At 60.0% G+C, this 25,193-nt stretch carries 15 protein-coding genes; 7 read left to right on the top strand and 8 right to left on the bottom strand.

Annotated features, from left to right (window positions below):
• Positions 1-2: 2 nt before the first annotated feature.
• The 8 genes from cheD to AAFM31_RS02610 form a co-directional block, all read right to left on the bottom strand.
• Complete coding sequence (gene cheD / locus AAFM31_RS02645) at positions 3-614, bottom strand: chemoreceptor glutamine deamidase CheD (RefSeq protein ID WP_341706340.1); 612 nt, start codon at positions 612-614, stop codon at positions 3-5.
• Positions 611-1,456 (bottom strand): CheR family methyltransferase, encoded by an 846-nt coding sequence (locus AAFM31_RS02640; protein ID WP_341706339.1) that lies wholly within the window; start codon positions 1,454-1,456, stop codon positions 611-613. The genes cheD and AAFM31_RS02640 overlap by 4 nt, the downstream gene beginning before the upstream one ends.
• A 17-nt stretch (positions 1,457-1,473) precedes the next feature.
• Positions 1,474-4,146 carry a methyl-accepting chemotaxis protein gene (locus tag AAFM31_RS02635; RefSeq protein WP_341706338.1) on the bottom strand — a complete coding sequence of 891 codons (2,673 nt, stop codon included), beginning with the start codon at positions 4,144-4,146 and terminating at the stop codon, positions 1,474-1,476.
• Between the two features lie 89 nt (positions 4,147-4,235).
• The gene (locus AAFM31_RS02630; RefSeq protein ID WP_341706337.1) at positions 4,236-4,748 is read right to left on the bottom strand and encodes a chemotaxis protein CheW; all 513 of its coding nucleotides are present in this window, start codon (positions 4,746-4,748) and stop codon (positions 4,236-4,238) included.
• Positions 4,745-6,544 carry a chemotaxis protein CheW gene (locus AAFM31_RS02625; RefSeq protein ID WP_341706336.1) on the bottom strand — a complete coding sequence of 600 codons (1,800 nt, stop codon included), beginning with the start codon at positions 6,542-6,544 and terminating at the stop codon, positions 4,745-4,747. The genes AAFM31_RS02630 and AAFM31_RS02625 overlap by 4 nt, the downstream gene beginning before the upstream one ends.
• A 27-nt stretch (positions 6,545-6,571) precedes the next feature.
• Entirely contained in the window at positions 6,572-6,937 is a 366-nt protein-coding gene (locus AAFM31_RS02620; protein WP_341706335.1) for a response regulator, read from the bottom strand.
• 49 nt (positions 6,938-6,986) lie between these two features.
• Positions 6,987-8,135, bottom strand: coding sequence for a methyl-accepting chemotaxis protein (locus tag AAFM31_RS02615; protein WP_341706334.1), 1,149 nt, complete (start codon positions 8,133-8,135; stop codon positions 6,987-6,989).
• Between the two features lie 294 nt (positions 8,136-8,429).
• On the bottom strand, positions 8,430-9,728 hold the full coding sequence (locus AAFM31_RS02610; RefSeq protein WP_341706332.1) for a serine hydrolase: 1,299 nt from the start codon (positions 9,726-9,728) through the stop codon (positions 8,430-8,432).
• Between the two features lie 184 nt (positions 9,729-9,912).
• Between AAFM31_RS02610 and AAFM31_RS02605 the strand changes: the two genes are divergently transcribed.
• The 7 genes from AAFM31_RS02605 (at position 9,913) to AAFM31_RS02575 (ending at position 25,186) form a co-directional block, all read left to right on the top strand.
• Positions 9,913-11,556 (top strand): VRR-NUC domain-containing protein, encoded by a 1,644-nt coding sequence (locus AAFM31_RS02605; protein ID WP_341706331.1) that lies wholly within the window; start codon positions 9,913-9,915, stop codon positions 11,554-11,556.
• Positions 11,553-13,895 carry an ATP-dependent DNA helicase gene (locus tag AAFM31_RS02600; protein ID WP_341706329.1) on the top strand — a complete coding sequence of 781 codons (2,343 nt, stop codon included), beginning with the start codon at positions 11,553-11,555 and terminating at the stop codon, positions 13,893-13,895. Before AAFM31_RS02605 ends, AAFM31_RS02600 begins: the two co-directional genes overlap by 4 nt.
• 230 nt (positions 13,896-14,125) lie before the next feature.
• Positions 14,126-15,211 (top strand): AI-2E family transporter, encoded by a 1,086-nt coding sequence (locus tag AAFM31_RS02595; RefSeq protein WP_341706328.1) that lies wholly within the window; start codon positions 14,126-14,128, stop codon positions 15,209-15,211.
• Positions 15,212-15,360: 149 nt separating this feature from the next.
• Positions 15,361-17,994: a LuxR C-terminal-related transcriptional regulator gene (locus AAFM31_RS02590; RefSeq protein ID WP_341706327.1), complete on the top strand. Its 2,634-nt coding sequence runs from the start codon at positions 15,361-15,363 to the stop codon at positions 17,992-17,994.
• 116 nt (positions 17,995-18,110) lie between these two features.
• Complete coding sequence (locus tag AAFM31_RS02585) at positions 18,111-19,913, top strand: acyl-CoA dehydrogenase (RefSeq protein ID WP_341706326.1); 1,803 nt, start codon at positions 18,111-18,113, stop codon at positions 19,911-19,913.
• Positions 19,914-20,202: 289 nt separating this feature from the next.
• Positions 20,203-23,721 (top strand): type I restriction-modification system endonuclease, encoded by a 3,519-nt coding sequence (gene hsdR, locus AAFM31_RS02580; RefSeq protein ID WP_341706325.1) that lies wholly within the window; start codon positions 20,203-20,205, stop codon positions 23,719-23,721.
• 307 nt (positions 23,722-24,028) lie between these two features.
• Positions 24,029-25,186 (top strand): Fic family protein, encoded by a 1,158-nt coding sequence (locus tag AAFM31_RS02575; protein ID WP_341706323.1) that lies wholly within the window; start codon positions 24,029-24,031, stop codon positions 25,184-25,186.
• The last annotated feature ends 7 nt before the right edge of the window (positions 25,187-25,193 follow it).

Here is a 25,193-nt window from a genome sequence, read left to right as displayed (position 1 = left end):
CGCTACTCCTCAAACAGATCAACGCTGCCACTTTCAACGTCTTGTTTGACTCGCTGCCGATACTCGCGCTCACGCTCGAAGATAGTGTCGTTCTTGATTGTCTTAATGCGTTTTACCCAGACTTGCCCAGTCTCCGGAAAGAAATACACCTTGCGCGGAAAGTCCAGCAGCAGGTCGGCCGCGGCAATCGGGATATGTTCATTACGCAGATACTGTTCAACAAACTCGGCGTTGCGTTTGCCAACATCATTGAGCAACATCCCGCGCAATACTGCGGCCCCGCCGAATACCTTTGCCTCCAGCCGTTCCCGACGGCCACCGAGCTTTATGACCTCATTGATCAGCAATTCCATCGCGTAGGCGCCATAACGCGCCGATTGTGTCGGCTTTCCCGGCTCGGCCGAGCCATCCAGAGGCAACAAAAAGTGATTCATGCCGCCGATGCCGCTGACCTTGTCGCGGATGCAGGCCGCAACACAGGAACCCAGTACCGTGACAATCACCTCCGGTTCCTTGGTTGCGTAGTATTCGCCGGGCAAGATCTTCGTCGCCTGACGGTCAAAATAGCGATCAAAGTACTGATTCACCGCCACCTCCGCCGCCGCTGCGCTCATGTCGTTCTCCTTACCGGGACATACACTGTGCGATCGACCAATCGCACCAGGTTGCTCGCGTTGGTGAAGCTTTCCGAGTGCCCTGCTATGTAAAGTCCATCATCAGTGAGCATAGGCACCATGCGCTCGAGCAGCTTGCGCTGGGTGGGTTTATCGAAATAAATCATCACGTTGCGACAAAAAATAATGTCGAAAGGTGGGCTCAGAGCCCACTGGTTCGACAGTAGATTGAGAGTACGAAACTCGATGAGCCGTCCCAGTTCGGGGCGCATCTTGACCATATCCTGATGCGGGGTGCCGGCCTTGCCTCGCAGGCAGAAGCGCTTCAAGCGCGCTGTTGAGATGCCACGACAACGCTCGGCGGTATAGATCCCGTTTCGGCCATGCTGCAGCACCTGGCTGTCAATATCGGTTGCGATAATCGATACCGGAGGGTTGTCGCCCAGTGCCTCCAACGCCACCATCGCCATCGAATAAGGCTCCTCGCCGGTACTTGCCGCAGCGCACCAGAGGCTAAAGCGCCGCCCCCGGCCCGCGTGCTCGCGCAGAAACCGGGCCAGTACCTCAAAGTGGTGCGGTTCGCGGAAAAACGACGTCAGATTGGTCGTTAGCGCGTTGACGAAGTGTTCCTGTTCCTCACCATGATCGGCCAGGTAGCGCAGGTACTGTGCGACCGATTTCAGTCGCAGAGCACGCAGGCGCCTGGCCAACCGGCTGTAGACCAACTGAAACTTGCTATCAGCCATGCTGATCCCGGTCACTGCGTAGAGCAGCTTGCGTGCCGCCTCAAAGTCCTCCCAGCCGTACTCGAATTCACGCTCAGGTTGATCCGTCCGTGTCATAACCGTGCGCAACCCTGTCAGAAGGACTCCCAATCACCGTCGTCGTCATGATCCGGAGCATCGATCTTGCGTCCGGGCTTCGGCTTGGCTGATTTGCTGTCTGCCTTACGCTCCGGCCCTTTTGCCGGTTTGGCCGCGGGAGCCTCCTTACGCACTGGTGCAGGTGCGGCCTTCATCGGCTCTTCGTTCTCGTCCAATTTGAATGCGCTGACCTGACGCTGCAGGCCTTCGGTTTGCGAACGCAGGCTTTCCGCTGCGGCCGCGGCCTGCTCAACCAAGGCCGCGTTTTGCTGTGTCATTTCGTCCATCTGGCCGACGGCAGTGTTCACCTCTTCAATACCGCTGGCCTGTTCAACGGACGCAGCCGCGATCTCCGCCATGATGTCGTTGACCCGCTTAATCGCAGTCACGATTTCGGTCATGGTTTCGCCCGACTTGTTGACCAGAGTGTTGCCACCTTCAATCTTGGACACCGAGTCGGAGATCAGTTGCTTGATGTCCTTGGCAGCTTCAGCCGAACGCTGCGCCAGAGTACGCACCTCAGTGGCCACCACCGCAAAGCCACGACCTTGCTCCCCGGCGCGCGCAGCCTCTACCGCAGCGTTAAGGGCAAGGATGTTGGTCTGGAAGGCGATGCCATCGATTACGCCGATGATGTCGCTGATCTTGCGAGCCGACTCGTTGATCGACTCCATGGTGGTTACTACCTGACGAATCAGGTCACCGCCTTCGGTCGCAATATCGGTCGCCTGCTCGGCCAGCACGTTTGCCTGCTTGGCGTTGTCGGTGTTGGTTCTGACGGTCGAGGTCAGTTGCTCAATGCTGGACGCGGTTTCTTCCAGGCTGGAGGCCTGCTGTTCGGTGCGGCTGGACAGGTCCGCATTACCCTGAGCGATCTCACTCGAAGCCGTCATGATGGTGCCTGACGCACCGCGAATTTCGCCGATCATGGCGGACAGGTTATCGGTGGTGCTATTGCAGAAGTTCTTCAATTCAAGGAATGTACCTTCGTATTCAGCGCTTACTTTCTCGGTCAGGTTGCCCTCGGCAATTGCGCCAAGCACACGGGCGATGTCTTTCAGCCCCTTGTCCGAGGTTTCCATTAGCTGGTTCAGACCGTTTGCCAGCTCCAGGAAGAAGCCCTGCTTGCCGTCAACGGAGATGCGCTGAGTGAAGTTACCCGCACCTGCAGCCGTAACCAGGCTGGTTACCGCATCCGACGCTTTCAGCTCCTCGGTTCGATCAAGCCACTCGACCACCGTTCCAAGCCTGGTGCCATCCGGCGCAAACACTGGATTAGCGATCAGCCCGAAGGTACTGTCGCCCAGCACGATCTGGGCACGATGGGTGCCCTGCAAACTGCTGAGCATGTTCATCTGGTGGGCCGGATTCTTGTGGAAGCGATCAATGCTACCGCCGAGCACCTTGTCTACCGCAAAGCTGGGCAAATCACGTTTGATCTGCGCTTCAGAGTGCCGCAGCATCTCTTCTACTGCCCGGTTCATGTAGACGACGTCGCGGTTCTCGTCAGCGATCATGATGTTGTTGCTGGAATTATCGATAGCCTGGCGAATGCGGGTATTGAAGATCGCCAAGTTCTCGGCTTCCAGCTCCTTGGTGCGATCCTTCCACTCGACCACGGTGCCCAGACGCTCGCCGGATTCGCTGAAAATCGGATTGGCAATCAGGCCGAAGGTATGCTGCCCCAACTTGATCTGGGCGCGATGGGTCCCCTTCAGGCTGCTGAGCATGCCCATTTGATGTGCCGGGTTCTTGTGGAAGCGGTCGATACTGCCGCCCAGCACTGTTTCGGCCGAGAAATTGGGCAGGTCCTTGCGAATCTCGCTCTCGGCGTCGCGCAGCATCTGAAATACCGCTTCGTTCATGTACACCACATTGCGATCAGCGTCAGCGATCATAATGTTGGTGTTGGCGCTGTCGGTTGCCTGGCGGATGCGGGTGTTAAAGATCGCGAGGTTTTCCGCCTCCAGCTCCTTGGTGCGATCCTTCCATTCAACTACCGTACCCAGCCGCTCCCCGTTTTCACCGAAGATCGGGTTCGCGATCAACCCAAACGTGCTGGAGCCCAGGCTGATCTGCGCCCGATGGGTGCCTTTCAGACTACTGAGCATCCCCATCTGATGGGCAGGATTCTTGTGGAAGCGGTCAATACTGCCGCCCAGTACCGTTTCGGCTGAAAAGCCTGGCAGGTCTTTGCGGATTTCGCCTTCGGCATCGCGCAGCATCTGCAGTACAGCATCGTTCATGTACACCACGTTGCGCTCGCCATCAGCAATCATGATGTTGGTATTGGCGTTGTCTACCGCCTGACGAATCCGGGTGTTGAACAAGTCGCGCTCGACGCGTGCACTGGCGTTCTCCTGCAGGCGGTTGAGCAACGTCAGAACACTGTCCGAGTCTTCGGCCCTGGACTGCACCAATTGCAGAATCTGACAGATCAGGCCGCGTAGCTCACGAGGTTCCGCACCTAACTTCATGCGGATACTGCTCAGTCCGCCGAGCCCAACGGCTACGCCAACCAGCGAACCGACCATGGCGATCACCAGCCAGGCGGTCAGCGCGGATGGCCCGCCGACGCCCGCCAGCGCCAGTAATGCGGCGATGGCTGTCACTGCACAGGGCAGCACCGCTGACAGCATAACAATGCGAAACGATGGTAACTGTTGCATGTAACTCTCCTCACAGACGCCAGGCGTTCCGGGCATACGGCCCGGGCTTCCCTTTCTTTTCGTTGGTTATGGCAGACGCAAAAGCAGCTTCATGAATCCATCTTCTTCAGGGCCGCATCGACCAGCCCCAGCTCGCTACTGGTCACCAGTGCTTCAATGTTGACCAGAATGACCATTTGATCCTGAACCTTCGCTAGCCCCATCAGAAAGCGGCTGTCAAAGGCAACACCAAACTCGGGCGGCGGCCGACGCTGCGACTCGGTGAGGGCAATCACATCCGAGACACTGTCAACCACGATGCCGACCATGCGCTCGTTGATTTGCAACACGATCACAATGGTGAACTCGTTATAGGTGGCCTCGCCGACATCAAACTTGAGGCGCAGATCGACGATTGGCACGATGTCGCCACGTAGATTGATTACTCCCTTGATGTAAGGCGGTGCCTTGGCGATCTTGGTGACCGACTCATAACCGCGGATTTCCTTTACCGCCATGATGTCGATGGCGTAATGCTCTTCACCCAGCACGAAGGTGAGAAATTCGCTGGCTGGCCCGTCATGCTCAGCACTGCCAGCGGCCGGATCTTTCTGCCCGCTCATGCGATCTCCTCGTCCAGTATCGGTACCACGTCTGCCAGCGATTCAACGTCCAGAATCAACGCCACGCTGCCATCACCCATGATGGTGGCCCCGGCGGCGCCGGGAACACGTTTGTAATGCTGTTCAAGACTCTTGATGACCACCTGTTGCTGGCCAACCAGCTCATCCACCAGCAACCCGTAACGACGCTTGCTGGTCTCGATCAGGACCACAATGCCGTCTGCCGGTGAGGTATAACGCGGCGCTGCGTCCATGACCTGATACAGCGGCAGAACCGGCCAGAACTGATCGCGCACATGCAGCAAAGCGCTGCCAGCGAGCTGTTCGATATTCTCGGGATAGGGCCGCATCGACTCGATGATGCTGACCAACGGGATGATGAAGGTCTGGTCGCCGACCATGACGCCCATACCGTCAACGATGGCGAGCGTCAGGGGCAGCGTGATGGTAATAGTCGAGCCCTGCAGCGCGCGGCTGGCGATATTTACCCGGCCACCCAACTGCTGAATATTGCGACGCACCACGTCCATGCCGACGCCGCGACCGGAAACGTCGGTAACCACTTCCGCAGTTGAGAACCCAGGCTGGAAGATCAGATCCCAGACATCTGCGTCAGCCATATCGTCGCTGACGTTGAGGCCATTCTCGCGCGCCTTGCCGAGGATACGTTCACGATTTAATCCGGCACCGTCGTCATCAATGCAGATCTGAATAGTGCCGCCGCGCTGGGCTGCGCTGATGGTGATAGTGCCGGTTTCCGACTTGCCAAGGTCCTTGCGTACATCGGGGCGCTCAATACCGTGGTCGATGCTGTTGCGCACCAGATGCGTCAGCGGATCAACCAGTTTCTCGATCAAACCCTTGTCGAGTTCGGTGTGCTCACCTTCCAGCACCAGCTCAACCTGCTTGTCGAGCTTGCGCGCCAGATCGCGCACGACACGTGGAAAGCGGTTGAAGACAAAGGAGACTGGCATCATGCGTATCGACATGACCGACTCCTGAATCTCGCGGGTATGACGCTCCAACTCGGCTAGCACCGAACTCAGGCGGGTGTTGCTCCCCCCTACGTCGTCACCCAGAACCTTGAGCATGGATTGGGTGATGACCAGCTCCCCAACCAGGTTGATCAGCGAATCGACCTTTTCCACGTCGACCCTGATGGTGGCGGCCTCACTACTGGCTGCTGGTTTCTTTGCCGCACTGGCGTCCTTGCTTACAGCCTTGGCCGCTGTGCCTGCATCCGTCTTGGCCGATTCGGCCGTATCAAACAGCCCCCAGCCCTCGTCCTCCGGTTGCTGTTGAGCCGTTGTCGGCTCATCGAAAAAGCCAAAGCCTTCGTCTTCATCCGCAGCGGCCACCGGCTCATCGAAGAAACCGAAGCCTTCGTCTTCAGCCTCAGAAGCAACCGGCGTGCCCAGCAGGGCCTCAAGCAGACTGGTGGTACGCTCCACCTCCGGCCAGTCGATATCCTGCTCGTTGCGATAGCTGTCCAGCACCTGGCGCAGGCAATCGATCACGCCAAGGAACTGGTCGACCAGATCATTGCTTATCGGCCGCTGCCCCTTACGCACCTGATCCAGCAGGTTCTCCATGATATGGGTGATCTGACCAAGCGCGTCGAAGCCGAAGATCCCGCTGGCCCCCTTGATCGAGTGCGCAGCGCGAAAGATGCAATTGAGGTCTTCCGGGTCCGGATTGTCGATCGACATGGACATGAGCAGGCGCTCCATCGTGTCGATGTGCTCCTGACTCTCTTCGAAAAACACCGAGTGAAACTGATTCAGTTCAACACTCATGATGACCTCCGCAGACGGGGCTAAGGTTCAGGGCAGAACCTTGGATGCGACCGCCAGCAGCTTGGCCGGGTCAAAGGGCTTAACCATCCAGCCGGTTGCGCCGGCCGCCTTGCCCTGATTCTTCATGTCATCACTGGCCTCGGTGGTGAGTACCAGAATCGGCGTCCGACTGTAGGCCCCCATGCCCCTCAGCTTGCGGATCAGCGTCAATCCATCCATGCGCGGCATGTTCTGATCGGTCAGAACACAGTCATAGCGGCCTCGTTCGCAGAGATCCAACGCGGCTTGGCCGTCGTTGGCAACCGTCACCTCGTAACCCGCTGTCTTGAGCGTATGCTCAACCATCTGTCGAATCGACGCAGAGTCATCGACAACCAGAATGTGCTTTCCCATACCACTTGATCTCCCAACGTCTATAACCGATAAGGTCGCAAGATTGGTGCTAGAACAGCTCTACCTCTCCACTGGCCATTGAGCTTTGGCTGACCGGGCTGGATCGGAATGACGCCAGTTCTGCGCCAATACGTTCCAGCTCTGTCGCCAGAGCCTCTCCTTCTAATCTGGTCAACGCCGACGCGATCTGCTGCATCAGGGTCATGCGACTGATCACGTATCCAGCCGTCTGCGTAGTAATGTCTTCGAACTGCAAGCCGCGCGTCGCGCGCTCTGACGCGTCTATCAGCTGCAGCGCCAGACTATCGATCTCTTTCGTCAGCGCATGATCGCGCTCAGCCATTTCCTGGAGCTCGGAGATGGATTGCTCCGCCTGCTGGCGCGAGTGGGTCAGCCAGTCCATGTCCTGAGTGGCGATATCGCCCATATGCTTGCTGAGGTGGGTAACAGCGCTTTCGATACTGCCAAGTTTGGTTTTGATCTCATCACTGAACAGCGTAGATCGACGTGATAGGTTGCGCACTTCGTCGGCTACCACGGCGAACCCGCGGCCGTGCTCGCCAGCCCTGGCTGCTTCAATCGCCGCATTAAGCGCAAGCAGATTGGTCTGACCGGCAATCTGATCAATCTCGTTCACAGCCTTCATCAGATCCGGCATCTGATCGGCAATCTCGGTCACCTTACTGACCAGCTCAGATAGATCCTCGCCTACGCCTGCGGCGTTACGAATCACCGTATCGAGGGTTTGGGTGGTGTGCTCAGCGAAGCTATCCAAGCTAGAGAAGGCGTTTTCAGAACCTGCGCTAGGCAGCATTTTGCGCACAGCGCTCTGTTGTGCGGCCAACAGCTCATGAATATCGGTAAAGGCTTGTCTGAGAAGACCGACGCCATCATTGATCAGCGCCGTCATGTCCTGAAGGTGCTGGCTGTAGAGATCCAGCTCGGGTTGCTGCAACCTTCCAAGCTCGTTCAGCGTGCGCAGCTCACGCTGAACCTTGGGCTTTTGCCAGTCTGGCTCTATTGCTTTTGGTGTATTTCGGCTGAGTAGTAGCATGCTGAGGCCGGTCGAAACACCCGCTACGGCGAGCATCGCGGCCCAAGCAGGTGCGACCATCAGAATCAACCATCCGCATATTAGAGCTGCCAAACCAGCCAGCAAAACGGGTACCTGAAAACCAACCTGTCTATGTGTACTCATGCAGCGTTTCCTGTTCCAGCGTCTGCACCATGAGAATCACGGGCGCTTTTGCATCTGGTCGGCCATACGCGTCAACGCTGAAGACGCATCGTTCAGAAACGGATGAACGGTTCTGTTATGACCCTTGGGCGTCCCTTCAAAACCCAGAATAGAACATGAATATCAAAGGGCCAGTCATTTCCAACTATTTATTTATAAACAGTTCTCATCTCATTGATATAGATAGCCCAAAGTAGCCGACCGCATCTTGTCATCTGCTGACAGGGGCGGCAAAAACCGCCCCGCAATGCATCATCAGGAGCACAAATAAGACGCCAAGGCAGCTAACGCCGCGCTGGTCATTTCATAAGTGAACTCATTGCTTGCGATGGGGTGCGACGCTGTCCGCACCACCGTCAGCTCCGCAGCAGGGTTTATGTGAATCAATTGGCCATGCACGCCCATGGCTTCGTAAACCCCGTCAGCGTTGTGACTGATCCACCACTGGTTATGGTAGGAATAGCCTTCCATCCCCCTACGGCCAAAGTCAGCAAAGGCGTCCTTATCTGCGCCGTTGCGCAGGTCGTCGATGATCGCCGCCGGAATGATCTGCTGACCGTTCCACGCCCCGCCGTTGCGCATCATCTCGCCAAAGCGCGCGAGGTCACGCAGCGTGGCGTTCAGCCCAGCTCCGGCCCATTCGGTGCCGGTGGGATCCAGCAGCAACAGCGCATCCTCTTCTGCCCCCAGCTTGCTCCAGATGCGCTCGCCGATATGGGTCGCTACATCCTTGCCGCTGGCGCGCCGCACCAGCCAACCCAGTACTTCGGTGTGCACGGTGCGGTAAGCAAAATAACGGCCATGCTCACGCGCAGCGCCAATCGTTGGCAGATAGTCGTAGAGACGGGTTGGACCAGTCCATTGTGGCGACTCAGTGATGCCCGCAGAGAGGCCGTAATACTTCACATCCGACGTACCGTCGGCATACACCTCGGAATACTTCACGTCGGCGGTCATATCCAGAACCTGCTGGACGTTCGCCCCGCGCCAACCAGACGGCGCCAGTTCAGGAATGAGATCGGTCACCTGCGCTTTTGGATCAAGCACGCCTTCAGCAATCAGCATCGCGGCCACCAGCCCGGTGAAGGACTTGGTCACCGACCAGAGCATATGGGGGCTGAGCGGATCAGGCTGGTTGGGATAGTGCTCGTAGATCACCTTGCCACGGTGCAGAATCACGCAGGCGTCGGCGTAGCTGCGCGACAGAAATTCGCTGAAGTCGATCTGGCTGCCGTCGTTCAATGTGATGCTCAGCGCATCGATCTCAGCGGTCAGATCGGTGCCACGAGGCAACTCAGAGGCAGCACCGCTGCCGCGACGTACCTGACGGGACGGAATCAGCTCACGCATGTGCTGGAATGCCCAACGCAACTTCGGGTACTCAACCAGATAGTTGCCACGGGTCACCTGTTTCTCCGGCGCCGGCGGAAACCCGTCCATAAAGCCCAGCAACTCGTAGCGCACACTTTCAGGCGGTGGAAGACTGGGGACTTCTTGCTCTGCTGCCTGAAGTCGGCGGCTCATACCCGGTTGAAACCCATGCATCTGTGACATCGGACTGTCCTGTTTTTGTTGTTGTGCTGATCATCACGGTATGAGGTCAGTGACTGAGCGGCAAGCATCCTCTGCTGAACACTATGTTGCATCATTCAGACACTGAACTCCGCTGGTCTGCAATGCTTGAATTCGACCAGTCAGATGCGCACAATGCTGGACATTCAACCAGTATCATTCCCCCATGCCTGAACTGCTCGCTACCGACTTCTATTACCTGCGCAACTTCGAGTTCGTTCTGGAGTGGGTGGGTGCGCGCTATGACGACCTGCTAAGTGCGCAGGAGCGCGAATTCCTGCAAACATTTAACACCCTGCCGCATCCTTCGCGGGCGCTGCTGGTACGGCTGATCATGCGCAAGGGCGACCACTTTCGTGCCAGTCGCCTGCGTTATGCCGAGATCGGCGAGCTGCAACAGGCTGCACAGCCCCTGCTCGATCAGAGCTGGCTGGTCACCGACGCACCGCTCGACATCAACGCCCTCGCCCGACTGCTGCTCAAGGCCGAACTGGCGTCGCTGGAGCTGGGTATCGAGCAAGCCGCAAAGCTCGGCAAGCAGGCGCTGATCGAGCAGTTGCTTGGCGACGATCACACGCCACGGCCCTGGCACGAATGGCCCGGCATTCCCGACGACACCCTGTTCAGTGTGCGTATCAGCCCCTTGTGCGAGCGACTGCGGCTGCTGTTCTTCGGCAACCTCTCGCAGGACTGGAGCGAGTTTGTTCTCGCTGAACTCGGCATCCAGCAGTACGAGCAAGTGACCTTCTCGGCAGCCTCCCGCAGTTTTCACCAGCAAAGCGATGTTGACGACTACATCCGTCTTGGCCGCTGCCGGGAGCTGCTGGAGGCCGGAATCGACCCGGTTGAGGTGATTGATCAGCTCGCTGACTTCACTACCGCAAACCCCTGGATCGAACGCCGCCACCAGCGTCTGCGCTTTCAGTTGGGTCAGCAGTTGGAGCGTAATCAGCAACTCGACACCGCATTGGCGCTGTACCTGCAGTGTCAGCACAGCGAGGCGCGACAACGGGCAATCCGTCTGCACGAGCGCCTTGAGCAGAATGAGCAGGCCTATGCGCTGGCGTGCACTGCCTACCGGGCCCCGCACAGTGCGGCCGAGCAGCAACTGGTCGAGCGCGCGCTGCGGCGGCTGGGGCGCAAGTTGAAGCAGCCGGTTCCGCCAACCGCACCGGAGCCCGAGACCACAACCACCAATCTAGTCTTGCCCGGCCCAGACCCGCAGGGTGTCGAGCAGGCCGTCGCGACGTACCTGACAAAGCCGGATGCGCCGGTGTTCTACGTCGAGAACGGGCTAATCAGCAGCCTGTTCGGCCTGCTCTGCTGGGAAGCTGTTTTTGCGCCCCTGCCCGGCGCCTTTTTTCACCCGTTTCAGAGCGCGCCAGCCGACCTGCATGACAGCGAATTCGCTAACCGGCGGGCGGCACTGTTTGCCGCTGCAATGGGGCGGCTCGAGGACGGCAGCTATCGCGACTGCATTCGCGCGAACTGGCACAGCAAATACGGTTTGCAGTCGCCTTTCGTGTTCTGGGGACTGCTTGATGAGCCGCTGCTGGAACTGGCGCTGCACTGCATACCGGCCACGCATCTGCGACTGGGGTTTGAGCGAATGCTCAAGGATATTCGTGCCAACCGCGCCGGCATGCCCGATCTGATCCAGTTCTGGCCTGCAGAGCAGCGCTACTGCATGGTCGAAGTCAAAGGTCCGGGTGATCGCCTGCAGGACAACCAGCGCCGTTGGCTGGCGTTTTGCGCCGAGCACGGCATGCCGGTCGAGGTGGTGTACGTGAGCTGGGAGAGCACGCCGTGAACTATCAGGTCGCCGTACGTGCATTGTGCGAGTTCACCGCCAAGCAGGGTGATCTGGATCTGCGCTTTACCCCCGCGCCAACCGCACAGGAAGGGATCGCCGGACACCAGACCGTGGTGTCGCGCCGTGGCGCGGGCTATCTCAGCGAGCTGACGCTGGCCGGCAGCTATCCGGGGCTTGCGGTGGTCGGCCGCGCCGATGGCTATGACCCGGAGCAGAATCTGCTCGAAGAGATCAAAACCCACCGCGGCGACATCAGCCGCATCCCCGACAACCATCGGGTACTGCACTGGGCGCAGGCCAAGGTCTACGGCTGGCTGTTATGCGCCGAGCTGCAGCTCGAAGAGATCGACCTTGCGGTGGTCTACTTCAACGTCGTGACCCAGAAGGAAACCAGCTTCCGCGAAACCTACAGCGCCGATGAGCTGCGTCAGTTCTTTGCTCGCCAGTGCGACCGCTTCATCGCCTGGGCGCGGCAGGAAACCCATCACCGCGGCGCCCGCGATCAGCAGCTGCAGCAGTTGACCTTCCCTTACCCGAGTTTCCGCACCGGCCAGCGCCAGCTGGCCAAGGCGGTCTACCGCGCGGCGCGCGACGGCAAAACGCTGATGACCCAGGCGACCACCGGCATCGGTAAAACCCTCGGCACTCTGTTTCCGCAGCTCAAGGCCATGCCCGAGCAGCAGGTCGACCGCCTGTTCTTCCTGACCGCCAAGACACCGGGCCGCCAACTCGCGCTGGATGCCCTGCAGAGCCTGCGCACGCACTGCGAGACGCCGCTATCGCTGCGGGTGCTGGAGCATATCGCCCGGGACAAGGCCTGCGAGTATCCGGACAAGGCTTGCCATGGTGAGTCCTGCCCATTGGCCGAAGGTTTCTACGATCGTCTGCCGGCCGCCCGCGCCGAGGCCGTTGCCGAGCAGTGGCTGGATCAGGCCGCCGTGCGCCGCATCGCACTGAAGCACAGCATCTGCCCCTACTACCTGAGCCAGGAACTGTGCCGCTGGAGCGATCTGGTGGTTGGCGACTACAACTACTACTTCGACATGAGCGCCCTGCTCTACGGCCTGACCGTGCTCAACGACTGGCGCGTCACCGTGCTGGTCGACGAAGCACACAACCTGATCGACCGTGCCCGCGGCATGTATACCGCCGAACTGGATCAGGGCGTGTTCAACACCTTGCGCAAGCAAGCCCCTGCAGCGCTCAAGGCGCCGCTGGATCGGGTTGCCCGCCATTGGAACGCGCTACACCGTGACCAGACCGAGGAATACCAGATCTACCCGGCAATTGCCGATCTGTTCATTCTCAGCCTGCAAAAGGCCGTCAGCGCCATCACCGAGCACCTGACCGACCAGCCCGACGGCAATTCCAATGCACTGATCCTGTTCTACTTCGACGCCATGCTGTTCTGCCGCCTGGCCGAGGCCTATGGCCCGCATTCGCTGTTCGATATTACCCGCCATGCGGGCGCCAGCGGCCGTCGTACCCTGTCGACCCTGTGTCTGCGCAACATGGTGCCCGCGCCCTTTTTGCAGCAGCGCTTCACCACCGCGCACAGCACCACGCTGTTTTCCGCGACCCTGAGCCCCGCCCATTACTACCGGGACCTGCTAGGTTTGCCGGAAGACAGCCAGTGGCTTGAGGTAGAGTCGCCATTCCATGCCGATCAGCTCAGCGTGTCGGTGATTCGCAACCTGTCGACCCGCTACCAGCACCGCAGCGCCAGCCTGCAACCCATCAGCGAATTGATGGCCGAGCAGTTTGCCCGCCAGCCCGGTAACTATCTGGCGTTCTTCAGCAGCTACGCCTACCTCGAGCAGGTGCTTGAACGCTTCCAGCGCTTGTTTCCGGCTATCCCGGTCTGGTCCCAGTCACGCAGCATGAATGAGGGCGAGCGCAGCGCCTTCCTCGCCCGCTTCCATGAGCACAGTCAAGGCATCGGCTTTGCCGTGCTGGGCGGTGCTTTCGGCGAAGGCATCGACCTGCCGGGCCGCCGCTTGATCGGCGCGTTTATCGCCACCCTCGGGCTGCCGCAGATCAACCCGGTCAACGAAGAAATGCGCGAACGCCTGGAAGTGATGTTCGAGGGTGGCGCGGGCAGCGGCTACGAATACGCCTATCTGTACCCCGGCTTGCAGAAAGTAGTGCAGGCCGCCGGGCGGGTGATTCGTACAACAGAGGACCAGGGCGTGGTCTATTTGCTCGACGACCGTTTCGGCCAGCGCGCCGTGCGCGATTTGCTGCCACGCTGGTGGGCGATTGACAGCCAGGCACTCACGCCATTGCAAAAGGAATCTAGATCAACTCTAGATATACAAGATAACCTTTTGATTTAAATTTGAATCCAAAATAAAAAAACACAAGATAAGCAATAACTCAGGCAGTCAACGACTGACGCCCCACCGCCAGCGTCCGGCCCGGCGAGAGCCCGGTAACAACCCGTGCTGCCGACACGGCGACGCAGTCCCCAACTCCGTACGTTTACGTCACTCAGTGTTGATTGGGTGGATGTAAATGTCAGGGTTTTCTGCTCCAATCAGGTTTTCCATGGCAGGAGCCCGAGCCAATGCAGGCGAAACTCGAGACAAGATCCTTTCTGTTGATGCTGGTCGTTGTGACCGTGCTGTTTCTTTACTTGTTGAAACCCTTCTTCGGGGCCGTGTTTTGGGCCTGTGTAGTGGCGTTGCTGTTCCATCCGCTGCATGTGCGCCTTTCCAAGCGCTGGGGCGGACACGAGAACATTGCAGCGCTGGCAACACTGACTGTCTGCATGGCGCTTTGCGTTTTCCCCGCCGTATTCGTCATCACCTCATTTGTTCAGGAAGGCCACGCCTTGTATGAACGGGTGCAGACCGGGAAACTCGACCCGGCCGCAATCATGGATAAGCTGCGCACGAGCTTTCCAATGGCCGAAAGTGCATTCCAACGCCTGAATATCGATCTGGATCGCCTCAAGACCCTCGCCACCAGCGCAGCTGTTACCTCCAGTCGCTTCCTTGCTCAGAACGCATTCCAACTCGGCCAGGGCACGTTAAGCTTTTTTGCCAGCCTGGCATTAATGCTCTATCTCGCCTTCTTCCTGCTGCGCGATGGCCCCGAACTGGTACGCATGCTGGTTCGCGCCCTGCCGCTGGGTGATGAGCGCGAATACCAACTGTTCGGCAAGTTCGCTGAGGTGACCCGCGCTACAGTCAAGGGCAACCTGGTTGTGGCTGCGGTCCAAGGCGCCTTGGGCGGCCTGATTTTCTGGGCGCTGGGCATCCCTGGGGCGCTGCTTTGGGGGGTTGTAATGATGATGCTGTCGCTGATCCCGGTGGTTGGTGCCAGTCTGATCTGGGGGCCGGTTGCGATCTATCTGCTGGCAATCGGACACTGGACCCAGGGCATCATTCTGATCGCCTTTGGTGCCTTGGTGATCGGTCTGGTAGACAACGTGCTGCGCCCGCTGCTGGTGGGCCGCGATACCAAGCTGCCGGATTATCTGGTGTTGCTCTCCACCCTCGGCGGCTTCGCCATATTCGGCATCAACGGCTTCGTCATCGGCCCGCTGATCGCTGCATTGTTTATCGCCTTCTGGCAGATATTCGCCGAGGAGTTCAACCCGGTGGCTGAGATTCTGGACCAAGATCCTTCCGAAGACCTGCCTGAATAGCAGTCTCTCAGGTACACAGGCTCGCGATGCGGGCCTGTAACGCCGGCGCGCAGCAGCGCTCAACGATGGGTAGTAAGCCACTACTGCACTATGCGCCAAACCCTCTGCCCGTATAATGACCGCTTCGTATCTCAGTAACGGACGGGGCCATGACAGAACTCCGGCATGCAGACGGTAGCATGCGGCCAGCCCAAGGGCTGCTCAGCCGCGCGCGCCTGCGCCCGCCGCCGTTACCTGAGGCCAGGCTCGAGCGCGAGTCGCTTTTGCAACAGCTGGTCGATACCCGCTGCCGCCTGACGCTGCTGACCAGCCCGCTCGGTTATGGCAAATCGACCCTGATGGCCAGCTGCGCGGCGCGGCTCGATAGCGATTGGGGCTGGTTACGCTGCTGCAGTGACGATAACCAGCCAGCGGTACTGCTGCAGCACCTCGCTGCCGCGCTGCAACTGCCGAGCCTGCTCGACGACACGGACGAACCATCACTCAGTGCCGCGCTGCTCAATGCACTGGAAAGCCGCAGCCAGCCTTTTACCCTGTTTCTGGACGATATCCACCTACTGCGCTCGCCCCGCGCGCGCAAGCTGGTCAGCGAGCTGATTGCCTTTGCCGCCCCGCTGCTGCGGATCATCGCAGCCAGCGAAGGGATGCCCGAGCTGGAACTCGCGCATCTGCGCCGTGACCAGCAGTTGCAGGTCATCGGCACCGGTGACTTATCTCTCGATAGCAGCCAGATCGCACAGCTGGCGAGCAAGCGTGGCGTTCAGCTGGATAACGACAGCATCTATCAGCTGCGCACTAGCAGCGAAGGCTGGATCAGTGGCGTGCTGCTGGCACTGGCCGCGCGGATCGATAACGCCGACGCCAGCGACTACATCGGCGATTACCTCGGCGAGTCGCTGCAGCAAGGGCTGCCGCCCAAGCTGCAGCACTTTCTCTTGCAGACCTCAGTGGTCAGCGCATTCAACCCGGAGCTGGCAACACTGCTGAGCGGCGACGAGCAGGCCGAGCGCACGCTGCGCTGGCTCAGACGTCACGACCTGTTCATTCAGACCAGTCCGGATGAGCTGTTGACCCACCGCTATCACCCGGCCCTGCGCAGCGCCTGTCATCGCCGCTTGCAGCGCCGCGACCCACAGAAGCTGCGCGAACTGCATCTGCAGGCCGCTGACTGGCTGCTGCAGCACCGCTGTTACGGCGAGGCGGTCTACCAACTCGGCCGCGGCGGCGACTACAACCGCCTGCTGGCCGAGGTTGAACAACACAGTTTTGATCTGCTGCGCGAGGGCAAGGTCGACTCCATTGTCGACTTCCTGATGGACCTGCCCGACCGCGATACCGACCACCTGACGCTGGCCATTACCGAGGCCAGCACCGTGATCGCTACCAACGACATCGAACGCGCCCGCCACTGTCTGCTGCTCCTGCAACGGCTGGTGCGCGAGGCGCAGGTACCGACTGATCGGCCCGAGCGGCTGTTCCAGACCATTGCGTTTCTGCGCAGCCGCATGGCCGTGCTCGGTGGCAACTACCGCCACGGCCTGCGTCTGACCGACAGCAGCATGCGCCACTGGCCGCAGCGCACCGCCGCCAGCGCTGTGCTGCTCTACAACCGCGCCAGTTGCCTGCTGGCGCTGGGTGAACTCGATTCCGCCGAGCAGGCCGCCCATGACGCGCTGACCCAGCTGACCCAGTTCGCATTTCGCGGGTACACCCACAATTTGCACCTGCTGCTGACCCAGGTCGATCTGGCCCGCGGCGACACCCAGCGTGCCGACCAGCGGCTGACCAGTGTGCTGCAACATGACCCGGCCGCGAACTCCAACACCTTTTACGATCTGTTCCTCAACGTCGGTCAGGCGCTGGTGCAGATTCAACGGGGCAAGTTCGAGGCAGCACGCCAGCAACTCGCGCAGGCGGAAGCCGCGGCACTGGAGGTCGTTCATAGCGCCGCCCTGCCTTGGGTACTGCACCACCAGGCCTGCCTGTACGATGCCTGGGGCCAACCCGAGCAAGCTATCAAGTTGTGGGACGAATCGCGCCGGCTAGCCTGGCAGTATCGTCTGTATGGCATCTACCGCCTGGCCGGTGCCTGGCGTGTGCGCCTCGCGGTGCGTCAGCAGGATGAAGCAGCCATCAACCAATGGCTCGGCGAGTGGGACTGGTGCGAGCAGCGCTACGGCGAAGCAGTGCACAACGAGGAGCGACTGGCGCGCGGCTGGGTGCTTGGCCATCAGGGCCAGGTTGCCGAGGCGCATGCGCTGGTAGAGCGGTTACTAGCTCAGGCCAGCGTCCAGGGCAATCGACTGCTGGCTCTGCAGGTCCATCTGCTGCAAGCCCAGCTATATCGCAGCAGTCGTCAGCGCACAGACCAGCTCCGTAGCCTTGAACAGGCGCTGCAGCTGAGTCTGGCGCATCGCTTTGGTCAACTGCTGCAATACGAAGGCAAGGATCTGGCCGACGACATTCGACCGCTGCTGTCCCCCGCCTTCCGTCGCCAACAGGGCTTGCCCGAGTTGCCGACCAATAATCAGTTACTCCACCCACTGCAAACACTGCTTGGCGAGAGCGACCCGCAACAGACCTTGATCGAACCACTAACACGCCGCGAGCAGGACGTGTTGCGCCGCATCGCCCGCGGTCAAGGCAATCAACAGATCGCCGATGGCCTGTGTGTCAGCCTCAGTACGGTCAAGACCCACATCAACAACCTGTTCCGCAAGCTGGGTGCCGGCGAGCGCCAGCAGGCCATACAGATCGCCCGCGCGCTCAAACTGATCGACTGAACCTCCACCCTTCTCCACCCAGAATTCAACCTTTAATTCCACCCGCGGTTTGACGCAATGACTGGCGTGGCTTGTTACAACGTCTGCCTGTGTTTCACCCTGCCGACGAGGCCACCATGACCGACAAGTTGCTGAACGAACGCGAGCTGAACTTCCAGCTCTACGAAATGCTCGACACCGAAGCGCTGCTGCAGCGCCCGCGCTATGCCGAGCACGACCGCGCCGTGTTTGATGCTACGCTGGAAACCGCCCGCGGTATCGCGGCCGAGTTCCTCGCCCCGCACAACCAGAAAGGCGACGCCAACGAGCCGACCTTCGACGGCGAGAAAGTCACCCTGATTCCGGAAACCAAGGCCGCCTGGGATGCTTTGGCCGAGGCCGGCTTCCATGCGGCCCACCACGATGCCGAGGACGGCGGTCTGCAGCTGCCGGAAGTCATCCTGCGCACCTGCGTTGCCTACTTCAGCGCAGCCAACATCTCTACCTCCGGCTACTCGTTCCTGACCATCGGTTCTGCCAACCTGGTTAAGAGCTTCGCCAGCGATGAGCTGCGCGAGCGCTTCCTGCCGCCGATGCTGGACGGCCGCTACAGCGGCACCATGGCGCTGACCGAGCCGGGCCAAGGCTCTGCATTGGGCGACATTCGCACCACCGCCCGCCCTGCGGAAGACGGCAGCTACCGTGTGTTCGGCCAGAAGATGTTTATCTCCGGCGGCGACCACGAGCTGACCGACAACATCGTCCACATGGTGTTGGCCCGCATCGAAGGCGCACCGGCAGGCGTCAAGGGTATCTCCCTGTTCCTGGTACCCAAGGTACTGGTCAACGAAGACGGCAGCCTGGGCGCGCGCAACGACGTCGCGCTGGCCGGTCTGCTGCACAAGATGGGCTACCGCAACACCACCTCCACCGTGCTGAGCTTTGGTGAGAAGGACGGCGCGGTTGGTTATCTGGTCGGCGAGGCCAATAAGGGCCTGTCGTACATGTTCCAGATGATGAACGAAGCGCGTATCGGTGTTGCCCTCGGCGCCTCGGTTCTGGCGTATCAGAGCTACATCCATGCACTGGACTACGCCCGTGAGCGCCCACAGGGCCGCCTGCCGGGCAGCAAGGACCCGCTGTCTGCCCAAGTTCGCATCGTTCAGCACGCCGATGTGCGCCGCATGCTGCTGCAGCAGAAGGTCTACGCCGAAGGCAGCCTGAGTCTGTGCCTGTACGCCAGCAGCCTGTTCGAGGACTCGCACACCGCGCCGACCGAGGCCGAGCGTGAGGACGCCGCCGAGCTGCTCGATCTGCTGATCCCGATGGTCAAGTCCTACCCGTCCAAGTACGGCGTGATTGCCTCCGATCTGGGCATCCAGATCCTCGGCGGCTCCGGTTATATCCGCGAGTACCCGCTGGAGCAGTACTACCGCGACAACCGCCTGAACCCGATCCACGAGGGCACCGAAGGCATCCACGGCCTCGACCTGCTGGGCCGCAAGCTCAGCCAGCGTGGCGGCAAGGGCTACCGTCTGTTCCTTGAAGCCGCTCGCGCCAGCATTGCTGAAGCCGGCAGCACCAAGCAGTGCTCCGGTCTGGCCGCCGCGCTGAATGATGCGGTAGGCATTCTCGAGCAACTCAGCCCAGAGCTGCTGGCGCAGGTCTCTGCCAACGTTGATCTGGGTCTGGCCAACGCCACCGCGTATCTGGACCTGTTCGGTCGCGTCGTCGTTGGCTGGATCTGGCTGCGTCAGGCACTGGTTGCCGAACGCGCGCTGGAGGCCGGTGCCGAAGGCAGCGAAGCCGACTTCTACCAAGGCAAGCTGCACGCCGCGCGCTACTTCATGGATTGGGAGCTGGCCAACATCGCCAGCCAGGCACGCCTGCTGAGCGCCGGCAACCGCCTGACCTACGACATGCAAGACGCCTGGTTCTGAGTTCGGGCCCTCGGGCCTGAAACCGGAAAGGACGCGGGCGGCTCCACGCCGCCGCCCGCTCCACCCTCGACAGTTCGCTCTCCTCCCTCGCCCGCAGCCCTCACCTGCAACAGCAACAAATCAAACACAAGCAATGCCACACAGGCGAAATAGTGGCATCCTCTATACCTGTCTGTACGACGCCGGATTGCTGATTCAACCGCAGAAGCGATCCAGGTCGTCACGCTTGAAGGTAGTCCCGGGCAGCGCAGCTGATACCGCGCAGTGGATGAAATGGAGCTTCTGATAAATGACCGCGCCTGATCACAACAGCAACTTCGGATTTCTGGCCGAACACGACCCACTGCTGGTCGAACTGGCTGCCGCCGCTGAACGCGCCTTTGCCAGCGACCCGAATACCACCCTGATCAAGCTCCGTCAGTTGGGTGAAGCGCTCGCCCAGCACCTGGCCGCCCTGGCCGGCATCGCCTTTGACGAACAAACCACCCAGGCCGACCTGCTCTACCGCATCCATCGCGAGTTGAAGCTCGAGCCTGTTGTGCGCGAGCTGTTCCATACCCTGCGTATCGAAGGCAACAAGGCCACCCATCAATTCAAAACGCAGCACCGTGAAGCCATGAGCGGCTTGATTGTGGCGCGCAAGCTGGCGGTCTGGTTTCACCAGTCCTTCGGTAAGGCTGGTACAGGGTTCAAGCCCGGCCCCTTTGTTCCGCCAACCGACCCGAGCGAGCAGCTGCGCAAGCTCCAGGCACAAATCAGCCAGTTACAGAGCGAACTGCAGCAAGCCAGCCTGGACCTTGGCTCAAGCCAGCAGTTGAACGAGCTGATCGCCAAAGAGAAAAACGAATACGAAGCCCTCGCCCACGCCATGGACGAGGAATCGCGCGCGCTGGTCGAGCAGGCAGCGGCACGCGAGCAGGCGCTGCAAAAGCAGCAACACGAATACGAAACCAAACTCAAGGCGTTGCAGGCGCAGCTTGCCGCCCAGGACGACCAGACCCAGTCCGAGCAACGTCAGACCCTTAACCGCCACACCCACGCAGCAACACAGCACATCGTGCTGGATGAAGCACTGACCCGCATCCTGATCGACCAGCAGCTGCAGGAGGCCGGCTGGCAGGCCGAAAGCGAAGCGCTGACCTGGAAGAACGGTACCCGCCCGGAGAAGGGCAAGAACATCGCCATCGCCGAGTGGCCAACGCGCTGCAAGGGCGAAAAAGGCCGCGCCGATTACGTTCTGTTTGCCGGTCTTACGCCAATTGCGGTGGTTGAGGCCAAGAAGGAAAACACCAACGTTTCGGGCAAAATCCCCCAGGCCGAGCGCTACAGCAAAGGCTTTGAGGTGATGCCGCCACTGACCGGCGCCTGGGAAGAGGCAGGCCGCACCATCGCCTGGGCAGACGAAGCAGACGGCCATTACAAGGTGCCCTTCGTCTACTCCTGCAACGGCCGCCCTTTCGTACCGCAGCTGGCAGAACAGTCCGGCATCTGGTTCCGCGACGTGCGTCACCCGGCCAACACGCGCCGCGCCCTGCAGGAATTTCATACGCCTGCCGGCCTGCAGGACCTGCTCAAGCGCAGCAAGGAAGACGCCCAGCAAAGGTTGCAGGCCGAACCCTTTGGCTACCTGAAACTGCGCAACTACCAGCAGCAGGCGATCGTTGCGGTTGAGACCGCCCTGGCCAAAGACATCCGCGCCGCCCTGCTGGCCATGGCCACCGGCACCGGCAAAACCCGCACCATCATTGGTCTGATGTACCGCTTTTTGAAAGCCGAGCGTTTCAAACGCATCCTGTTTCTGGTGGACCGCACCTCGCTCGGACAACAGGCCATCGACGCCTTTCACGATGCGCCGCTGGAGCAAAGCAGCACCCTGTCGCAGATTTACAACGTCGCCGAACTGGGCGACATGGCCGCCGACGCCGAAACCCGCATTCAGGTCGCGGCCGTGCAGGCGATGGTCAAGCGCATCTTCATGAGCGATAACCCGCCGCCGATTGACCAGTTCGACTGCATCATCATCGACGAAGCCCACCGCGGCTACACCCTCGATCAGGAAATGACCGAAGGGGAAATCGCCACCCGCGACGCCAGTCAGTACCTGTCCAGTTACCGCCGGGTGCTCGACTACTTCGACGCCGTGAAGATCGCCCTGACCGCCACGCCGGCCAAACACACCAGCGACATTTTCGGCAAACCGGTTTACACCTACTCCTACCGCGAAGCCGTCGCCGATGACTGGCTGATCGACCACGAGCCGCCCATCCGCTACCAGACCCTGCTCAGCGAAAACGGCATCAACTTCGCCAAGGGCGAACAGGTCAGCGCCATCAACACCCAGACCGGCGAAGTGGAAAGTGCCGAGCTGGAAGACGAACTCAACTTCGAGGTCGACGCCTTTAACCGCCGGGTCATCAACGAGAACTTCAACCGCGTCATCTGCGAACAACTGGTGCAAGAGCTTGACCCGTTCGGCGAAGAGAAAACCCTGATTTTCTGCGCCACCGACCTGCATGCCGACATGGTCAAGCGGCTGTTGGACGACGCCTTCAAAGCCCTCTACAACGGCGAATACAACCAGGCGGCGGTAGCCAAGATCACCGGCCAGAGCGACAAGGTCGAGCAGCTGATCCGCCAGTACAAGAACGAGCGCTATCCCAACATCGCCATTACCGTTGACCTGCTGACCACCGGCATCGACGTGCCGCGCATCTGCAATCTGGTGTTCATGCGGCGGGTCAAGTCACGCATCCTCTACGAACAGATGATCGGCCGCGCCACCCGCCGCTGCGACGAGATCGGCAAGACCGTATTCCGCATCTTCGACCCGGTAGACATCTACGCCGCGCTGAGCGACGTCAACACCATGAAGCCGCTGGTCAAAGACCCGAGCATCACACTGGAACAGCTGGTCACAGAGCTGACCGACCCCGAACAGCTCGAACGCGTGCTGAACGCCCCGGGCGACGCACCCAATGAGAGCCAGGCCGACGTCGTGCTCAGCCAGCTCAGCCAGAAGGTCATGCGCGTGTTGCGCAAAGCCGAGAAAAAGGCCGAAACCAACGCCCCGCTGAAACACAAGCTGGATGAACTGCAGGACCTCTGGGGGGTAGAACCGAAAAGCCTGCACCGCCACCTGCACAGCCTGGGTCCGAAACAGGCCGCCCAGTTCATCAGACAGCACAGCGGCTTGCTGAATCAACTGGCGCAGGTAAATGAGCTGCTCGGCAGCGAGCGCCAGCCGATCCTCTCCGAGCACCACGACGAAATCCGCGAGCGTAGCCAGAGCTACGGCGCACACAGCAAGCCCGAAGACTATCTCGACAGTTTCAACGCCTTCATCCGCGAGCAGCTCAACCAAAGCGCGGCGCTGTCGGTGGTAGTCAACCGCCCCGGCGACCTAACCCGCGAGCAACTCAAGGAAGTACGCCTGTTGCTCGATGGCGCCGGTTACACCGAAGCCAATCTGCAAAGCGCCGTACGCAACCAGACCAACCAGGACATCGCCGCCAGCATCATCGGTCATATTCGCCGCGCCGCCATCGGCGAACCGCTGCTGCCCTTTGAGCAGCGCGTCGCCCAGGCCATGCAACGCATCTATCAGAGCCACAACTGGCTGCCGGCGCAACGCAAATGGCTGGAGCGGCTGTCAAAACAGCTGGTGCATGAGGTCATCATCGACCGCGACTTCGTCAACAACCGCTTTGCCGAACACGGCGGCGCCAGGCAGCTCGACAAGGTGCTCAACAGTCAACTCGATACCGTGCTGGAAGAACTGAACGAGGCCATGTGGCCGAGTGCGGGCTGAATCCTGCTTGATGCGGCCACAAACGCATTAATCAGTGCTTCCTTAAGAAAGCGCTACTTCGGTAATTGCAGTGACTCCGTGGATGTTTAACCCATCGACATCAGCGCAACACGTGTCGATGTTCTCGTGTTGATTCGACACAACCCGAACGCCCGCCATCAACGTGGGCTGCTCGAAGGGCTATTACAAAAATCGGTGCACCCGTCAGCGTTGTGACTGCAGTCAAAGATGAAATAAGATAAGGCGTTATTTTATTTATCTGCGTAAGTTAAAATAACGACGGCGCTTAATTTAACTTGGAGCACGCATGGATCGTGGCATAACGGGACAGTATGTCCCCAGTATCGCAGGTGGTATTGCCTGCCAGGCGTTTGTTCCTGCCGCGCTGCCACCGCAACCGCCGTTGCAGCTAGACAACAAACTGGCCGGACGCATCAACCAGGCCATGCTGACCCTCGGCCGGCTGGACGCCATAAGCACGCTCCTGCCAGATGCACGCCTATTTCTTTACAGTTACGTGCGCAAGGAAGCGGTCATGTCGTCCCAGATCGAGGGTACCCAATCCTCCCTGAGTGACCTGATGCTGTACGAAATGGATGGTCTGCCGGGCGTCCCTATGGATGACGTACAAGAGGTTTCCTGTTACGTCAGTGCCCTTGAGCTTGGCGTGCAGCGTATCCGTGAAGGCCACCCGATCAGTTACCGCTTGCTAACCGAGCTGCACCGCGCACTCATGACCTCCGGCCGTGGTGTCAGCAAAGCCCCCGGCAGCTTCCGCCAGAACCAGGTCTGGATTGGCGGCCACAGGGCGGACGAAGCCACCTTTGTGCCAACGCCCGCCAACGAACTGGCCAACTGCTGGGCAGCACTCGAGCGTTTCCTCAATGACGTCCCCGAAGCCACAGACCCGCTGATCAAAGCGGCGTTGGCCCATGTGCAGTTTGAAACCATCCACCCGTTCATGGATGGTAACGGTCGTCTTGGCCGCCTCCTTATACCGCTGATTCTGGTAAGCGCTGGCGTACTCAGTCAGCCACTGCTGTACCTGTCGGTCTTCTTCAAGAAACACCGTCAGTCCTACTACGACAAACTGCAACAAGTTCGTCTTACCGGCGACTGGGAGAGCTGGCTGCTGTTTTTTGTTGACGCCGTCAGCGCAACAGCCACCCAGGCCGTCAACACCGCTCAACAACTTAATGCCCTGCGTGACGCACATCGTTCGCACATAGGCAATCTCGGGCGCATGGCGCCATCCGCGCGGCAGGTACTGGAGGTGCTGTTTCAATACCCCATCGCCAACATCAGCACCCTGGTGAAGCACGGCGGAATGACCGCTGCGACGGCCGGCAAGGTAATGGATTTGCTCTCGCAGCCCGAGCCCGGCCTGGTACATGAACTCACTGGCCAGAAACGTAATCGGGTGTTTGCCTACAGCGCCTACATCGACATACTCAATCAGGATTAACACCACC

This window comes from Halopseudomonas sp. (assembly GCF_038130085.1).
Lineage (GTDB): Bacteria > Pseudomonadota > Gammaproteobacteria > Pseudomonadales > Pseudomonadaceae > Halopseudomonas.
Note: the sequence above shows the minus strand (reverse complement) of the source record. Positions and strands in the feature narration are given on the sequence as shown.

Bases quoted from the DNA above. Each gene is read 5' to 3' on its own strand.
- cheD (WP_341706340.1), bottom strand. From the start codon at position 614: ATGAGCGCAGCGGCGGCGGAGGTGGCGGTGAATCAGTACTTTGATCGC.
- AAFM31_RS02640 (WP_341706339.1), bottom strand. From the start codon at position 1,456: ATGACACGGACGGATCAACCTGAGCGTGAATTCGAGTACGGCTGGGAG.
- AAFM31_RS02635 (WP_341706338.1), bottom strand. From the start codon at position 4,146: ATGCAACAGTTACCATCGTTTCGCATTGTTATGCTGTCAGCGGTGCTG.
- AAFM31_RS02630 (WP_341706337.1), bottom strand. From the start codon at position 4,748: ATGAGCGGGCAGAAAGATCCGGCCGCTGGCAGTGCTGAGCATGACGGG.
- AAFM31_RS02625 (WP_341706336.1), bottom strand. From the start codon at position 6,544: ATGAGTGTTGAACTGAATCAGTTTCACTCGGTGTTTTTCGAAGAGAGT.
- AAFM31_RS02620 (WP_341706335.1), bottom strand. From the start codon at position 6,937: ATGGGAAAGCACATTCTGGTTGTCGATGACTCTGCGTCGATTCGACAG.
- AAFM31_RS02615 (WP_341706334.1), bottom strand. From the start codon at position 8,135: ATGAGTACACATAGACAGGTTGGTTTTCAGGTACCCGTTTTGCTGGCT.
- AAFM31_RS02610 (WP_341706332.1), bottom strand. From the start codon at position 9,728: ATGTCACAGATGCATGGGTTTCAACCGGGTATGAGCCGCCGACTTCAG.
- AAFM31_RS02605 (WP_341706331.1), top strand. From the start codon at position 9,913: ATGCCTGAACTGCTCGCTACCGACTTCTATTACCTGCGCAACTTCGAG.
- AAFM31_RS02595 (WP_341706328.1), top strand. From the start codon at position 14,126: ATGCAGGCGAAACTCGAGACAAGATCCTTTCTGTTGATGCTGGTCGTT.
- AAFM31_RS02590 (WP_341706327.1), top strand. From the start codon at position 15,361: ATGACAGAACTCCGGCATGCAGACGGTAGCATGCGGCCAGCCCAAGGG.
- AAFM31_RS02585 (WP_341706326.1), top strand. From the start codon at position 18,111: ATGACCGACAAGTTGCTGAACGAACGCGAGCTGAACTTCCAGCTCTAC.
- hsdR (WP_341706325.1), top strand. From the start codon at position 20,203: ATGACCGCGCCTGATCACAACAGCAACTTCGGATTTCTGGCCGAACAC.
- AAFM31_RS02575 (WP_341706323.1), top strand. From the start codon at position 24,029: ATGGATCGTGGCATAACGGGACAGTATGTCCCCAGTATCGCAGGTGGT.